The sequence below is a fragment of the Brevibacillus sp. RS1.1 genome, from assembly GCF_013284365.1.
GTDB lineage: Bacteria > Bacillota > Bacilli > Brevibacillales > Brevibacillaceae > Brevibacillus > Brevibacillus brevis_D.
Window position 1 is genome coordinate 312,803 of the sequence record NZ_JABSVA010000001.1, and the last position, 15,525, is coordinate 328,327.

A 15,525-nucleotide genomic window follows, 5' to 3' on the forward strand; every position below is an offset into this window, starting at 1 on the left:
GGCAGAACAGTCCCTCGAAATTTTTCCAATGATACGGGCTTGCGAGGAAGCTGTCAAGACAAAAAAGATGAGGTTACGCTTCTTCACTGATAATGACCTGCTTCCCTCTGCGTTTTAAGAGTAGAGGGATCAGCAACCACAGAACCGCACAAACCAGAAAAGCAGCGGAAAGCGGCTTCGTGAAGAAGATCGAAAAGTCGCCATTCGAGGTGGTCAACGCTCTTCTCATGTTATTTTCGATCATCGGTCCCAAAACAAGGCCGAGGACAAGCGGTGCCAGTGGAAAATCGTTTTTCGTCAGGTAATAGCCAGCTACCCCACAAATCACAAGCAAAATCAGGTCAAACGTACTGATTTGCACAGCGTACACTCCGAAAACGGAAATCGCGATAATGAGCGGAAGCAGGAAATGGGACGGTGTTTCAATAATTTTGGCAAACACTTTTACCAAAGGCATATTCAAAACCAGCAACATGACATTTCCAATAAACATACTAGCAATCAAGCCCCAAGCAATCTGTGGATGATCACTAAACAATAGTGGCCCCGGCTGTACGTTATACATCAATAAGGCACCCATCAAAATCGCAGTGGTACCAGAGCCGGGAATGCCCAACGTCAACAGTGGAATCATCGCACCGCCAGAAGCAGCATTGTTTGCAGACTCCGGTGCTGCTACACCTGCGATCGCTCCTTTTCCAAAGCGGCTAGGATCTTTGCTCAGCTTTTTCTCAAAAATATACGAGAAGAAGGATGCGAGGGTAGCGCCAGCACCAGGCAAAACACCAATGAAAAAGCCGAGCAACGACCCGCGTGTAATCGGTCCGGCACTTTCTTTTAAGTCCTGCTTGGAAGGCAGTACCCGCCCCACTTTAATGATTTCCTTTGAGGATTGATCGTCTTCGATTATCGTCTTGAACACTTCTCCAAGGGCAAACAAACCAACTGCTATCGTGAGGAACTCCAAGCCTTGGTACAAATCGGGAATATCGTAAGTAAATCGCGCCACACCCGAAACGGTATCCATCCCAATTGTCGCAAGCAACAGTCCCATGACTGTCATAATGAGGGCTTTCGTCATCGACTTACCCCCCAGTCCGCTGACCGCACACAAACCGAGAAGCATGAGGGAGAAATATTCAGCGGGGCCGAATTTCAAAGCGAGATCGGATAATGGATCAGCTAAAAACACAAGCGCTATCAACGCTACTAGCCCCGCGACAAAAGAACCGATCGCTGCAATCGACAGCGCTGCGCCAGCACGTCCCTGTTTGGCCATTTGATAGCCATCCAATGTCGTGACGACAGAGGAGGATTCACCCGGCGTATTTAACAAAATGGATGTCGTGGAACCACCGTACATCGCGCCATAGTAAACGCCTGCCAACAAAATCAGTGCGCTAGCCGCCGCACTCTCAGGAGGTAAGCCAGAGGTCAAGGAAGCCGTAACGGGCATCAATAACGCGACGCCGCTCATCGGACCGATGCCGGGAAGGACCCCTACCGCAGTACCGATCAGGACGCCAATAAAGGCAAAGACAAGATTATGCCACTGTAGGGCAACGAGAAAACCATCCGCCAAAAATTGCAAGGCACTCATGCTAATCTATCCCCTCCCTAGACGCCTAGCCAGACAGGTAGTCCTGGAAGCGTACCTTTTAGCAAATGCACATAGATAACATAAACGCCTACTGAAAACAGTAAGGAAACGATTGCCGATTTAAGTACGCTTTTACTGCCCATCATGGTGAAGGTGTACAGAAGGAATGCGAAGCTCGCGATAACATAACCGAGTTGCTCCAGCAACAAAACATACAAAACTGTCGCTGCCAAAATGAATAAAAACCGCTTATAACGCAGTGGACTTTGTGACACAGTTGTGGAAGCAACCACGCCTTTCTTATAGGTCTCCCACAACAGTCGCAAGCTCAACAAGATCAGGATGACACCAAGTCCAAATGGAAACATATTCGGCCCGACCTGACTTCCATATGCACTAGACGAAATATTTTGACTTTCAGCGATGAAAAGTGCACCTACAAGCGCAAAGAACAGGCTACCGATCCGATCAAACATCAGGTTCATGTATACCTCCTAAGTTGTGGAAAAAGGAGGGGATGCCCCTCCTCTCCCTACTTCGACATTCCCAGTGATGTCAACAGTTCTTTGACCTGCTTATCTTGTTCGTCCAGGAATGCTGAGAAAGCAGCAGCGTCCTTGTACTCGCTTTCCCAACCGTTTGCCGCCAATTCTTTGGCCCATGCCTCATGCTTGGAAAGCTCTTTCAGCTTGGCATCCCAGTAAGCTTTGGCGTCTGCTGGCATATCAGCCGGACCGAAGACACCGCGCCAAATCGTGAACGTGGCATCAATGCCTTGCTCTTTTAACGTCGGGATCTCTTTTAAATTCCCGCCGAGACGTTCATCAGAAGTAACGCCCAGCACGCGAATTTTCCCTGCTTTCAAATATTCACCCACGCTGGAAGCATCCGTTGCAATGATGTCTGCATTCCCGCCCAATAAGGCTGCCATTGCTTCTCCACCGCCATCATACGAGACGTATTTGACGCTTTTCGGATCAATTCCATATTTAGCTGCTGGTAATACGCCGATCAGATGGTCCATCGATCCAGGAGCAGAGCCCCCTGCCAGAGTAATTTTGCTAGGGTCAGCCTTGATCGCATCCAGCACACTCTTGATGTCCTTATGAGGCGAATCCGCTTTCACAACAAGAGTACCGAAATCTTTCGTCATTTGCGCCAATGGTGTGACCTCTTTGTAGCCAAATGGGCTGTTCCCCTCTTTTTTGTTATGGTTAATCAAGATAGGAGGAGAGCTCACGAATAATTTATAAGGATTGCCTTTGTCTTTGCTTACATACTCAGCCAAGAACACAGTTCCCCCGCCGCCTGGCTTGTTTTCTACCGTGATGGTTTCTGTCACCAGCTTGCTTTCTGCTAACACCTTTGCTACCGAGCGAGCTGTCTTATCCCAGCCCCCGCCTGCACCGGATGGAGCTACATACACGATCGGCTTTTCCGGGTATTTGGATGCCTCTGGGGCAGGCTGCGCTCCGGGAGTTGCTGTTCCCGTATTTCCGGTACCTCCACCACAAGCAGCCAAAACTAGTGTAAGAAAAGTGGACACAGTGATTAGCACTTTTTTTCTTTTCATCAAGCAAATATCCCCCTTAACCCGCTTATTTGTAAGCGCTATCACGCTTGGACATAATGTACCACCGCGGTAGCCAGGGGAATAGTTTTCGTGCATAAGGTCTATTTTGAAAATTAATCACTTTTTGTTCATATTGTTCATGGAACATGACGGAAGATAGCGATATTTTCTTTCCGGTCTGCCAACGGTGCCATAAATCAAGTCAGCACGCGCCTTTTTTTCCAGGACCAAGTATTCTAAATACCGTCGCGCCGTTGTTCGACTGGTTCCAATCTCGCGGCCAATTTCCTCCGCCGAGACCCCTTTGTCTCCCGTCTGTCTAATCGCTTCGATCACCTTTTCAAGCGTTAAGTGGTCAATTCCTTTTGGTGCAAGCACATCCCGATTTTTCGGGGCGACCAGTCTTCTGGTCAGCATTTGGTCAATGACTTCCTGGTCTACCTCTACGGCTTCTCTCGTCCGAATGACATGCTTGCGATAGCTTTCCAACCGTTCACGAAAACGCTCGAAAACCAGCGGCTTGACGATGTAATCATACACTCCGCCGCGCAGTGCTTCCTGTACCATTTCCATTTCCTTGGCTGCGGTGATCATGATCACGTCAACTTCGCGGTAATGTTGCCGAATATGCCAGACCAGCTCCGTTCCCAGCATGTCAGGCAGGTACACATCCAACAAAACGAGCTGGGGGCGCGTACAAGACAGTAATTCTTTGGCATCCGTCCCATTCGTTGCTGTAGCAATGACTTCAAAGCCTTCAATCTTGCTGACAAATCGCTTGTTGATATCGATAATCCGCATATCGTCCTCAACGATGAGAACCTCCAGCTTTCTCAAGACGCCACCTCCATTTTTTTGCGTAGAGATACTGTGAAAAGTGCGCCTCCTAGCTCGCTTTTGCCGACGAGAATATAGCCATCCCATTCATTAATGATTCCATGCGCCTTGGCCAGACCAATTCCACGATCTTCGCCTTTTTTCGTTGAGAAGCCGTGTTCGAATATTTTTTCTCGCAGTTCTTCCCCAACTCCCGGTCCTGAGTCCTCGATTTCAAACATGATCTCATCGCCTGTGTCAGACAAATAACACTCCACTCGTTTGTGCTCGACACATGGCTCGTTGACAGCTTCCATCGCATTTTGGATCAGTGTCCCCAATAAAACCACGATCTGTTGTCGGTTAATCGTCGGCGGGAGCTCCTTCAAGTGACTGTCGGGATGGATGACGAATTGAATTTTCAGCTCCTTGGCTCGATTGTGCATGCCTAACAGCAACGCGCCTATTAACGGGTCAGGAATTTGCTTCGCCAAAAATAAAATCATCTCTTGTTGTGCGGACGTTTCACTCGTAATCAGCTCGACCGCTTCCTGAATCGAACCAAGCTGCAACAAGCCGGAAATGGTATACAACAAATTGTGAAATTCATGTGTTTGGGCGCGAAGTACGTCCGCATAACGCCTCGCTTGGGACAATTCAGAAGCTAACTGGTCAATTTCCGATTTGGGTCGAAAGCTGCTGACTACTCCTACGACCTTCCCCCCGAACTTGATCGGAAGTCGATTCACAATGATTTCTTTTCCGCTCATGATCGTTTCGCGATCGAATTGATGCTCGCCTGATTCCAGAACTTCTGGCATACGACTGTCTGGTAGCACTTCCACTATTTCTTTGCGATGAAACTCTTCTTCCGGTAGGTTCAAAATACGAATGGCAGCCTTGTTCATCATCGTAATGCGTTTATTGCGGTCAATCGCCACGATGCCTTCGCGGACTGACTCCAGTACAGCATTTCTCTCTACGTACAACGATGCGATCTCCTCCGGCTCCAATCCCAAAATTAAGCGCTTTAAATAGCGACTGAGTGCAATGGCACCAGCAACACCGCACAACAAAGCGAGAAGAGTCAGAATCAATATACGGTCTTGGTAGAGGTCAATGGCCTCCTCGATATCCTCTAGCAGGAACCCCACGGAAACGATTCCGATAATGTCCCCTTCCTCATTTTTGATCGGCACCTTCCCTCGCAATGATGGTCCCATGCTGCCAACCGCCTTCGATATGTAAGATTGACCATGCGAGAGTCCAGGCTCGTTATCTCCTCCCACCATTTCCTTTCCAATCCGATCCGCAATCGGATGCGCATACCGAATTCCCTCATGGTTTCCCACGACCACAAACTCTGCTCCGGTTTGAACACGGACGTTTTCAGCGATAGGTTGAATGAGCGCAGGAGGATCATTGCTTGAAAAAGCACTACGCAACTCAGGATCGCTGGCAACGATCTTCGCCACACTTAATGCTTTTTTGCCCACCTGCTCTTCGATCGAAGACGCAACAAGGGAAGAAAACACCATTCCAATTGACGAAACAATCAGAATAATAACGATAGTAATTAATAAGATCATTCTGGTTTGCAAAGACATATGGATTTTTCTTGTCGTCACAGCTTGCTCACCCCTTGCTTCATCTTACCACCCTCATTAGGTAAAAAGGTAGAATCATTCCCATTGTCAATGGCGAAGCTTGTCGTTGCAGGCTATCTTTTTACGACGAAAATTCAGGTATTAGGCCTTCTTTCCCCCAATATAATGTTACAACTTGTATTCAAGACAAACTGGGGAGCTTGTCCGAATACGAGACATCTTGAAAAGCAAAGGAGGGAAAGAAGTGAAGACGCAAACGGTATCAAATGGAATTGTTACCCTGACGAAGGAAGGCGAAGAGGCAATCAAGAACAGTCCGCTTTATAATGAAGGTCTTCGACCGACGAGGACAGCAGAGCACACCTGGACATCTTACAACTTCGCCAGCTTGTGGATTGGTATGTCGATCTGTTTGCCGACGTATGCAATGGCGGCAGGGTTAATTTCCTTGGGTATGAACTGGTGGCAGGCCATTTTGACGATCATTCTCGGTAATTGTATTGTCCTTATTCCCATTCTCCTTAACTCTCATGCCGGGACGAAATTTGGCATTCCGTATCCAGTTTTTGCGCGCCTCTGGTTTGGCTCCAAAGGAGCGCACATCCCTGCTGTCGCTCGCGGTTTGATTGGTGCAGGCTGGTTTGGCATCAACTGTTGGTTCGGAGGTGCTGCCATCGATACTCTCCTCATGTCGATGACAGGCTGGGCAAATGTTCCCGGACATCTCTGGATATCCTTCTTTGGCTTTTGGCTGTTAAACGTATGGGTCGCTTATCGCGGTCCCGAAGCGATCAAAAAAATGGAGGCTTGGGCTGCTCCCATCCTGATCATTATGAGTTTGGCTCTTCTCGTCTGGGCGCTAACGAAAGCAGGCGGATGGGGACCGATGCTCTCTGCACCTTCGAAATTCACTACCACTGCTGAATTTCTGAAGGTTTTCTTCCCAGCATTGACGGGAGCCATTGCTTTTTGGGCAACGATGGCCCTCAACATTCCGGATTTCTGTCGGTATGCCAAAAGTCAAAAAGCCCAAGTCATTGGACAATCCTCTTCGTTACCGACCACGATGGGTTTCTTCTCATTCATTGGAGTTGCAGTCGCTTCTGCTACTGTCGTTATTTACGGAGAAGCGTTGTGGGACCCTGCTGCCGTGTTGGCTAAATTCTCGCCTTTCGCCATTTTCCTCGGAACGATTGGAATTATTCTTGCCACATTGACGACCAACGTAGCGGCCAATATCGTTGCTCCCGCCCGGGCAGTGGAGAATCTGGCCCCTCGCCGTCTCTCCTATGAAGCCGGCGCCCTCATCGCCGGGGTCGTGTCGCTCTTGATGCAGCCTTGGTACATCTTAGAGAACTTCGGCAACTACATCTTTTTATGGCTCGGCACATATGGAGCCTTGTTAGGCCCGATTGACGGAATAGCCATCGCCGACTATTGGCTTGTGCGCAAGCGGCGTATTCATTTAACAGAGTTGTACAAAACAAATGGAATCTACACCTACAAAACGGGTTTTAATGGTAGAGCCATCTGGGCGATGCTCATCGGGATTGCGATTCCTTTTATTGGTAAATACATCCCGGGCTTATCCATTATTTGGGACAATGCTTGGACTGTCGGACTACTAATTTCACTCGTGATTTACACATGGATGATGAAAAATGATGGTTCGATCTTGAGTGCCAACGATTATGAGAAAATCACGGCAAACAACAAACAAACGATTGCTTCTTAAATAGCAAGCTACCAAAAAAGACTGGCTGCCCCGTTGGGTTTGCCAGTCTTTCGTTTGCTCACTTCCTCTATCATTTAAATGGACTGACATCGAGCACAGATAGTATCGCAATCTCTTCGATTTGAATGTCAGGCTCATAGCAAATATAATACGTTAGCTCCGGGCTGATTCGATACCGAATCCCCCGGTATCCACAGGCAATCAAATACGCACGCACCTTGTCCCCTGTCCATTGCAGCCACTCTTCATAGCCCATTCCGTTTTGTCTTTGTTCGAGTTCCTCTTCTGAAAAAGCAGCACGCAATGCATCGATGCGCAGTTCATTTTCCCCATAGCGCTCGTCCAAACAAACGAGACCCTGCAAATGAAGCTGCTGACTCAGCACCACTGCCTTCTCCCCATTGGTTTCTGCATGACAAATCGCATACTGTGCGGCGATTTCCGGATTGCTCACCAAGTAAACACCAGCGCCAAACACTGCCTTTGCACTCGCACCGTTTGTAAAATGACGCCTTTCTGCTCTCTCATACTTTTGCGCTTTCACGACACGAAGTCCCTCACCGTATTCGACCCCTCGATATACAATCTGCCTCATCCCTGAACGCTCCTTTTGACTCTGATGGAATCCTTCCAATGATGTGAAAAGGAGGAAGGCGCGTAACCGGCACCTCCCTCACTCTTTTCTTAAGGTAATAGTTTTACCATATCTTCGTAGGTCTCCGGTCTGCGATCCCGATAAAATTGCCACGTATCTCGCACCTCATGAATTTTGTTGCGGTCCATTTCAGCGAGAATGACCTCATCCTGATCCCGGCTCCCCATGGCGACAAATTGTCCGCGCGGATCGACCAAGTACGATTGTCCGTAAAACTCTCCCATGTTCCACGGCGCTTCTGTCCCTACCCGATTGATCGCTGCCACATAGTAACCATTGGCTACAGCATGAGCAGGCTGCTCGAGCTTCCACAAGTATTCGGATAAGCCCGCTACCGTTGCAGACGGATTAAATACAATCTCCGCTCCGTTCAAGCCAAGCAATCGCGCGCCTTCTGGAAAATGTCGGTCATAGCATATATACACCCCAACCTTGGCAAAAGCGGTTTCAAAAACGGGATACCCGAGATTGCCGGGCTTAAAGTAATATTTCTCCCAGAATCCGCAGCCGCTGCTTCCCACTCCGACATGCGGAATATGCTGCTTGCGATATTTGCCCAAATACGTGCCATCCGCATCAATCACAGCGGCAGTATTGTAATACGTTCCGATCCCTACGCGTTCATACACAGGTAAAATGAGTACGGTTCCTAATTCACGGGCAAGGGAAGAGAAATGTTGTACGGTTGGTCCATTTGGGACTTCTTCCGCTGACTCATACCATTTCGGTTGCTGTTCGGCACAAAAATAGGGGCCATAGAAGATTTCTTGCAGACAGATGATTTGTGCTCCTTTGGCTGCCGCCTCTCGCACCATCCTCTCATGCTTCTCGATGGCTTTTTCTTTGTGCAAATGAACCGGTTCGTCTCCGTGGACATCGTTTTTTGCCTGAATCAAGCCGATGCGAATGATATCTGCCATAAGCGCCCTCCTCGCATTTTACGCTCTCCCTTATTACGGTCTTGCAAAGGTCGATCGTTTTACAAAGCGTCCAGTCCCGGCTTGACCGACGAATTGCTGATCGCGAATGACAAATGAGCCGCGCGAGAGCACAGAAATGATATCGCCGTTCACCACCATCCCTTCAAATGGATTGTAGTCGACATTCATATGGTGCGTTTCAACAGAGATCGTGCGCGTAACCGTTGGATCAAACAATACAATATCCGCGTCCGAACCTACCGCAATCGTTCCTTTTTGCGGGAACATCCCGAACAGTTTGGCTACTTTTGTAGAGGTCATATCGACGAACTGATTGAGACTGATCTTGTCCTTTGCTACGCCTTCCGAGAAGAGGAGGCGCATGCGGTCCTCAATGATTGGTCCACCATTCGGGATTTTTGTGAAATCCCCCAGCCCCAGTTCTTTTTGTCCGGAGAAATTAAAGGAGCAATGATCGGAACCAACCGTTTGCAAGATGCCGTTTTTCAACGCGTTCCACAAGACGTCCTGATTCCACTTTTCCCGGAGTGGGGGGGACCAGACGTACTTCGCCCCTTCAAAGCCCGGCTTCTGTAGATCCGTAATGTCGAGTACCAAATATTGCGGGCATGTCTCCCCGTACACATTCCATCCTTTTTCCCGAGCCTCTGCGATCCGGCGCACTGCCTCTGCACATGATACATGCACGACATACAGCTGGGCATCTGCCAGTGCAGTCAATGCGATTGCACGTCCCGTCGCTTCTCCTTCCGCTTCAGGAGGGCGGGTGTAGGCGTGGTACACGGGGTCTGTCTGCCCTTTTGCAATTGCCTGCTTGATCAAATAATCCAAAACGTCTCCATTTTCTGCATGGACCTGTACCAGCGCACCTAGTTCCTTAGCGCGAACCAATGTTTTAAATAACGTCTCATCATCGGCCATCAGTACATTTTTATAGGCCATGAATACTTTGAGCGAAGTAATCCCTTCATTTCGTACGACTGCTCCTAATTCCTCGAGCACTTGATCGTTCGCATCTGAAACCATCAGGTGAAAGCCGTAGTCAATGACCGCTTTCCCTCTTGCTTTTTCGTGCCAGGTTGAAATCGATGAATGCAATGGCTCCCCTTTATTTGTCAGGCAAAAATCGATGATGCTCGTCGTACCGCCAAAGGCTGCTGCCTTCGTGCCTGTATAAAAGTTATCGGAAGTAACCGTTCCGCCAAAAGGCATATCGAGATGGGTATGTGGGTCAATCCCTCCTGGGAAAACGTAGTACCCGGTAGCATCGATCATTTCGGCTTCTTTCCCATCCAGATTGGAGCCGATTGCGACTACCTTTTCCCCTTCGATCAAAATGTCCGCCCGATACGTGTCTGATGCTGTCACGACTGTGCCATTTCGAATCCATTTTTTCATCCGATGATCATCTCCCCTTCAACCCGTCACTAAGTAGACATGCTTTCCCTTGTACACGCTATGCATCCCACGTCGAAAACATGATTGCTTTACAGCTCGCAGCTACCTCCCGCAGCCAACGCAGCCTGCCGCTGATTCCAGCTGAGAGGGGCTTTGTCGCTCGGGATCTCGACCATCTCGATCGTTCCTTCCACTGGACAAACGATAGAGCACAAATTACAGCCCACACAATCTTCTTCTCGTACGACCAAGCGCTCTTTGCCTGTTACTGCATCAGGAACAATGTCAATGCATTGATGCGAGGTGTCCTCACAAGCGATATGACACTTGTTGCAATTGATACAGGTCTCTTCATGGATGCGTGCCACTACCTTGTAATTAAGATTCAAGTGGCCCCAATCCGAGTACGTATGCACGGCTTTTCCGACAATGTCCATCACGGAGGCAATTCCGCGCTGATCCAGATAATGGTTTAGCCCATCAATCATGTCTTCGACGATCCGGAATCCATGATGCATGGCAGCTGTACATACTTGAACACCTGTTGCACCCATCAGCAGAAATTCAACGGTATCGCGCCAATCAGAGATTCCTCCAATACCAGAGATCGGAATACCAACCTTGGGATCGCGTGCACATTCTGCGACCATGTTCAGAGCGATTGGTTTGACTGCTGGTCCACAATAGCCGCCGTGTGCCCCTTTTCCATCCACGTGTGGGATCGGCAGCCATTTGTCGAGGTCAACCCCCATCAAGCTGTTAATCGTGTTGATCATGCTGATGGCATCTGCCCCTCCCTGGCTTGCGGCTCGTGCAGTAAAGCGAATGTCCGTAATGTTTGGGGTGAGCTTGACGATGACAGGGGTTTGGGCGACTTCTTTTACCCATTCGACCTGTTGCCGGATTAAATCTGGATGCTGACCAACCGCAGAGCCCATCCCGCGTTCTGCCATGCCGTGCGGACAGCCAAAATTCAATTCCAGACCGTCTACGCCGATTGCCTCGACCTTTTTGACAATCTCGTGCCATGCTTCCCGTTTATGTTCAACCATTAACGACGCAATCAACGTGTGCTTCGGAAAACGCCGCTTCGTTTCATCCATTTCCTTCAAATTGACCTCGAGCGGTTTGTCCGTAATTAGTTCAATGTTGTTGAAACCAAAGACGCGCTGACCCCCGAAGTTCAGACCGGCAAAGCGAGAGGTGACGTTGATGATCGGCTCTCCGAGTGTCTTCCAGACCGCGCCACCCCAACCCGCTTCAAAGGCACGCTGTACTTGGTAGCCTGAATTAGTCGGCGGCGCAGAAGCCAACCAGAATGGATTCGGGGATTGGATTCCTGCCAGATTAATGCTGAGATCTGCCATGATAGGTCTCCTCCTTTATACTGGCTGTTCTCGATCACTGAGCGATTGGTGGATGGCATGAGCCGCTCGTTTCCCATGATTGGCTGCATCAACGACCATCGCATCTGTTTTGCCTCCACCAAAAATGACATCGCCTGCTGCGTAAACTTTGACATGGGAGGTTCGATAGGTGCCTTCCTCGACCTTGACAATCCCATTGCGATGTTGGAGCCCAAATGCTTCTAGTAAAGACAGATGTCTGTTTTGTCCGATCGCTTTGACGACATAATCGACTTCGATGACAAAATGACTGCCTGGAATTTCTACTGGACGCTTTCTTCCTTTCTCATCTGGCTCACCCAGCTCCATGCGCACCAGTTCTAATCCTTTTACTCGGCCATTTTCCTCGAGCACACGCGTTGGGGCAACGAGCCAGCGGAATTCTACGCCATCCTGCTTGGCGAATTCGTACTCAAACTGATAACAGGACATCTCCTGAACGGTCCGCCGGTACAGAATCTGGACATTGTCTGCACCCAGCCGTTTCGAACAGGTGGCAGCGTCAATTGCCGTATTCCCCGCACCGATGATCACGACTTTTTTGCCTAGCATCTCGTCTGATAGTGGCTTGGTCTTGGTCTCCTCCACAAGTGCGATGGCATCGAGAACACCTTCCAGTTCTTCTCCCGGGATATTCAGCTGAGGGACATTGCCCATACCGACTGCCAACAGGATGGAGTCATACTGGTCAAGTAGCTCATCTGTCGACACATCCTCGCCGATTCGTGTATGGGTACGTATCTCTACCCCCAATGCCTCTACTTGCTCTACTTCCCATAGCGAAATTTCCTGTGGCAGACGGAACGACACGATGCCGTACGTGTTCAATCCCCCCGCTTTTTCCTTTGCTTCAAATACCGTAACAGCGTAGCCGAGACGCGCAAGCTCTCGCGCTGCTGATAATCCCGCAGGGCCCGCTCCGACGATGGCTACCCGTTTTCCATTTGCTTCGCCTTTTGAAAAAAGCGTTGCCTGATTTTGGATTGCCCAGTCTGTCGCGTGACGCTGGAGCAGGCCGATCATGATGGGCTTGGAGGCTGAATTGAGTACACAGGCACCCTCACACAGCTCCTCGGTTGGACATACGCGCGCGCAACTCGCCCCAACGGGATTCGATTCCATGATCGTCCGGGCTGATCCGAACAAATTCCCGGTCGCAATTTTTTTGATAAAGGAAGGGATGTCGATCGACGTGGGACAAGCCTTAATACAGGGTGCGTCGTAGCAATACAAGCAACGATTCGCTTCATGGATGGCTTCCATCGGTTTTAGGGCAGGCACGACTTCCGAGAAATTTTTCGCCAGCTCATTGGGAATGCTCATCGGTCCACAACCTCCTCACCAGATCTAAACATGCTTGCTATTAATCAATGTGCGAATTCGCTTTTTTATGATTGTTACATTTCGTATTTGCCTAGTGAGGAAACGAAATCAATCTGCTTGAATTGACATGAATGATTTCATGTTTGAATAGGATAAAAACAAACAAGGTAGAAAGGGCCATTCCGTATGAAGGATTACGACCTGGAGATCAGGATAGTGAAACAAAAAATCGCGGAAGCACATGCGATTCTCAGCCAATTGGAAGACGAGCGCAAAAACTACCTGACGCAACTCGAAAAGCGCAAAGCGTTTCTCTCTTCGCGCGAAATACTCGACATCCTGGAGTCAAAAGCCGGTCGTGCTGGTAGTATGGCTACCGTCAAACGCTGGGCAGATCAAGGCTATTTAGGAGATTGTATCGACGAACGGGAGTCCTTCCCCCTGTTGGTCAGTAAACAAGGAAACAAACGATTTCTTTTTCCTCGAGAATCCGTACTCACTTATTTATATAAAAAAGGGTATCTTCGCCCGAGCTACGAGGTTTTGGATCGTGTCCAACTCACAAGAAAGAGCGATTGCTGCTGGGGAATCGTCACATCCATTGAGCGAAGCGATCAGCACTTCACCTACCAAGTCCAATTGGAAAAAACGGGAGAAGTATTGTTGTCGGTACCAGAAGAAGAACTGCTCATCCCGTAAGGAGGCACTATGGAACTGGCCGTACTCACGCTGGAAAATACAGTTGCCAATCAAGAGAGATCACGACAAATCCGCGACTTGCATAAAAAAAAGGGCCAGATCCTCGCCATACGCTTTAGCGAAGAACTGACCCATATTATTTTAGAAGCACCATGCTTGTATATCCCTGTCCATGAATGGTTGGACGAAGCTGTTGTCATCGAAGGAATCGTAAAAAAATCAACAGATTACTACGAGCTGCACCCGCGGGCCAAAGGGAAGACTGTCAACCTTCACCTTGATTCAGAATTGGTAGCTGAGCTAGAGCTCATTCGCTCTCTTGTCAGCAGCAAAACGCAGCAGGAAGTCCTTCGTGAGTTGTTTGTTCGAGGCATGCGCTCGTATCTGGCCGAGAAGGAAGCAGCCACCTCGCCCATCAGCGCCAAAAAAGAGCACTAGTTCCTACTCTTTACTTGGAGAACGTGATTTTGTTACCCGTGATTTGATAGCGCACCGTATAAGTCTGTTTCTTCTCTTTCATGCTAACTTCAAACACAATTGCTTTTTTCGTCAGATCCGGCTTGACTGAAAGGACATCCAGCATATCAAACGGCTCGTTTGCCTTTTTCTCCATCCCTACAATTTCTATCTTTTCATGGGTCGCGACATGATAAACTCCCACACCCATCATGGTCTGATACAAGATCCAGTTGTTGTCCAGCCATGTTACTTCATCGATAAAATAACCTGGAAACAGTTGGGCTTGCGGTGTGTAATCTGGCTGGTAGAAACGCAGATTCGCGGTATTGTACAAATTGTCTGAATCGATCACGGCAATTTTTTTCTTGTCTGGTGAAGGAATTCCGGCTTTTTTTGCCAATTCGATTTTTTCTTTTTCATTTTCGATTCTCAGTTTTTCGATCAGGAACAGGGAATCTTCTTTCGAAAAGACGATGTTCTTTACGTTTTTCAAATCTGCGAGCTTGTCTTTGCTCGGAAAATTACTGTAGATGGTTAGCGTTGCATCATCTGGCATACCATCGTAGGCGATGCCTCTGGAAGGATACTCCCAGGCGTATGTACCGATTCCTCTAAGGTGATACGAAAAATCCGGCTTACCCCAAGCGCCAAAGATAGAAAAATCAGCAAATTCTGCGGGTGCCCCTAATTTTTCACCATAGTCTTGCAAGTTTTTAGCCATATCAACAAGTGCTTTTGTATCGGCGATCTGATCGCGACGATAAATAGAAATGGCTTTTACTTTATCCTGCGTGAACGTGAAGAACAAGTGATAGCCCTGTTCCGCATAGCCAATCAACGCAAGCTTTTCATCAGAGAAATGTGGTTTACCCAAGATTCGGATGATCTCGTCTTTTCTTTTAGAGGTCGTAATCCCTTTTAGAACTTCGCCTTTATAGGAAGGTTCAACGAGAACGGCAAACGCTTGCTTGTTTTCGTCCCACTTCATGCTGATTCCTTGTGGATAATACACATAATCATCAAATTCTTTTACGGATTTCCCCAGAAGCTTTGTGAGCGAATCTTGTTTCCACTGATGGGAAGTGAAGGTATTCACGAGCAGCCCTTTTGACAAATCTGCTGGTGCCTGCACGGATGTTCCAGTACCGCTTTGCGTTGAGGTTGGCATTGTCGTTGATGCGTTTGCTGCAAATGCTGTCGAAGCGAACAAACAGCAGGACAACAGTAGCATTATCGCTTTCTTTTCCACTTCATTCCCTCCCAAACTATCAGCATGACTATACAACTATCGTCATAAAACAACGGTTATCCCT

Annotated in this window: 14 protein-coding genes; 3 read left to right on the forward strand and 11 right to left on the reverse strand. The window is 48.6% G+C overall.

Annotation, left to right across the window (positions count from 1 at the left end; genetic code table 11):
* Positions 1-73 precede the first annotated feature (73 nt).
* The 5 genes from HP570_RS01300 to HP570_RS01320 all read right to left on the reverse strand — a co-directional run bounded on the left by HP570_RS01300 (position 74) and on the right by HP570_RS01320 (position 5,617).
* The gene (locus tag HP570_RS01300) at positions 74-1,600 is read right to left on the reverse strand and encodes a tripartite tricarboxylate transporter permease (RefSeq protein WP_015891519.1); all 1,527 of its coding nucleotides are present in this window, start codon (positions 1,598-1,600) and stop codon (positions 74-76) included.
* A 17-nt stretch (positions 1,601-1,617) separates the two neighbouring features.
* Positions 1,618-2,085, reverse strand: coding sequence for a tripartite tricarboxylate transporter TctB family protein (locus HP570_RS01305; RefSeq protein ID WP_173624674.1), 468 nt, complete (start codon positions 2,083-2,085; stop codon positions 1,618-1,620).
* Positions 2,086-2,132: 47 nt separating this feature from the next.
* Positions 2,133-3,173, reverse strand: a complete 1,041-nt coding sequence (locus HP570_RS01310) for a tripartite tricarboxylate transporter substrate binding protein (protein ID WP_173625119.1) — start codon at positions 3,171-3,173, stop codon at positions 2,133-2,135.
* Between the two features lie 117 nt (positions 3,174-3,290).
* Positions 3,291-3,974 carry a response regulator gene (locus HP570_RS01315; protein WP_064199696.1) on the reverse strand — a complete coding sequence of 228 codons (684 nt, stop codon included), beginning with the start codon at positions 3,972-3,974 and terminating at the stop codon, positions 3,291-3,293.
* Between the two features lie 32 nt (positions 3,975-4,006).
* Entirely contained in the window at positions 4,007-5,617 is a 1,611-nt protein-coding gene (locus HP570_RS01320) for an ATP-binding protein (RefSeq protein ID WP_173624675.1), read from the reverse strand.
* A 223-nt stretch (positions 5,618-5,840) separates the two neighbouring features.
* Between HP570_RS01320 and HP570_RS01325 the strand changes: the two genes are divergently transcribed.
* On the forward strand, positions 5,841-7,331 hold the full coding sequence (locus tag HP570_RS01325) for an NCS1 family nucleobase:cation symporter-1 (RefSeq protein ID WP_173624676.1): 1,491 nt from the start codon (positions 5,841-5,843) through the stop codon (positions 7,329-7,331).
* A gap of 70 nt (positions 7,332-7,401) precedes the next feature.
* Here HP570_RS01325 and HP570_RS01330 read toward each other — a convergent pair whose 3' ends face one another.
* From HP570_RS01330 to HP570_RS01350, 5 genes are all read right to left on the reverse strand, one after another.
* Positions 7,402-7,926: a hypothetical protein gene (locus HP570_RS01330; RefSeq protein WP_173624677.1), complete on the reverse strand. Its 525-nt coding sequence runs from the start codon at positions 7,924-7,926 to the stop codon at positions 7,402-7,404.
* 89 nt (positions 7,927-8,015) lie between these two features.
* Positions 8,016-8,906: a nitrilase-related carbon-nitrogen hydrolase gene (locus tag HP570_RS01335; RefSeq protein ID WP_173624678.1), complete on the reverse strand. Its 891-nt coding sequence runs from the start codon at positions 8,904-8,906 to the stop codon at positions 8,016-8,018.
* Between the two features lie 33 nt (positions 8,907-8,939).
* Positions 8,940-10,325 (reverse strand): dihydropyrimidinase, encoded by a 1,386-nt coding sequence (gene hydA, locus HP570_RS01340; RefSeq protein WP_173624679.1) that lies wholly within the window; start codon positions 10,323-10,325, stop codon positions 8,940-8,942.
* A gap of 89 nt (positions 10,326-10,414) precedes the next feature.
* A complete protein-coding gene (preA, locus tag HP570_RS01345) occupies positions 10,415-11,692 on the reverse strand; it encodes an NAD-dependent dihydropyrimidine dehydrogenase subunit PreA (RefSeq protein ID WP_142496740.1) in 1,278 nt (425 codons plus the stop codon).
* A gap of 15 nt (positions 11,693-11,707) precedes the next feature.
* Positions 11,708-13,054, reverse strand: a complete 1,347-nt coding sequence (locus HP570_RS01350) for an NAD(P)-dependent oxidoreductase (RefSeq protein ID WP_173624680.1) — start codon at positions 13,052-13,054, stop codon at positions 11,708-11,710.
* Positions 13,055-13,270: 216 nt separating this feature from the next.
* On the opposite strand from HP570_RS01350, the gene HP570_RS01355 reads away from it, so the two are divergent.
* Positions 13,271-13,753 carry a hypothetical protein gene (locus HP570_RS01355; RefSeq protein ID WP_309139172.1) on the forward strand — a complete coding sequence of 161 codons (483 nt, stop codon included), beginning with the start codon at positions 13,271-13,273 and terminating at the stop codon, positions 13,751-13,753.
* Positions 13,754-13,762: 9 nt separating this feature from the next.
* Entirely contained in the window at positions 13,763-14,191 is a 429-nt protein-coding gene (locus HP570_RS01360) for a hypothetical protein (RefSeq protein WP_173624682.1), read from the forward strand.
* A gap of 10 nt (positions 14,192-14,201) precedes the next feature.
* Here HP570_RS01360 and HP570_RS01365 read toward each other — a convergent pair whose 3' ends face one another.
* On the reverse strand, positions 14,202-15,461 hold the full coding sequence (locus HP570_RS01365; RefSeq protein ID WP_173624683.1) for a hypothetical protein: 1,260 nt from the start codon (positions 15,459-15,461) through the stop codon (positions 14,202-14,204).
* Positions 15,462-15,525 lie beyond the last annotated feature (64 nt).